This is a genomic window from Laceyella putida (assembly GCF_042665195.1).
Classification (GTDB): domain Bacteria; phylum Bacillota; class Bacilli; order Thermoactinomycetales; family Thermoactinomycetaceae; genus Laceyella; species Laceyella putida.
Map to the genome: position 1 here is coordinate 1 of NZ_JBHTBW010000086.1, position 598 is coordinate 598.

The 598-nt window shown below is 52.0% G+C and carries 2 protein-coding genes; both read right to left on the minus strand.

The features are described from left to right. Positions 1-288, minus strand: a 288-nt coding sequence (locus tag ACFQNG_RS20225; RefSeq protein WP_379867716.1) for an IS3 family transposase, incomplete at its 3' end; no start/stop codon positions are given. Between the two features lie 14 nt (positions 289-302). Beyond that, a partial coding sequence (locus ACFQNG_RS20230) for a transposase (protein WP_379867717.1) occupies positions 303-598 on the minus strand: 296 nt, incomplete at its 5' end.

Consider the following 598-nt stretch of genomic DNA (forward strand, 5'->3'; position numbering starts at 1 on the left):
TCCTTTGGAACGGGTTAACAACCCCAACTCTTTCATGATGCGGTACACGCGCTTGTGGTTGACACGAAGCTGATGCCGCTTGTACAGCCAAACCCGGATTCGACGGTACCCGTTGGTCGGAAACTCTCCGCAAAGCTCCTGGATCTTCTGACGAAGCGCCGCTTCGTCAGAGCGCTCACGCTTTTTGGGCTGGTACTCCTTGAGCAGAGCATACCCATAAGTGCGGTTGATGCGAAGGGCAGCCGTGATTTGTGGGACCGAATACCCCTCGCCGTGCAGGATCCGCACCAAATCCCTGGTCTTTACCTTCGGCCCCAGTTCGTCTTTTTTCGGAGAATCTCAATTTGAATCTCCTTTTCACCAATGAGTGCTTTGGCCTTTTCCAGTTCTTTTTCCAACTCCTGTTCACGATTGGAGATGCCCGTTTTCAGGGCACTAAGGCCCCCTTGAATAAAGGCCTCTCGCCATTTGTAATACTGAGTTTGCACAATTCCGTACTCTCTGCAAACAGCAGAGATATTGGCCCCCGGCGCCATCCCAGCCAACACAATCTCCATTTTTTGCTCAGCAGTCCATTTTCGCCGCCCCATAAAAAACG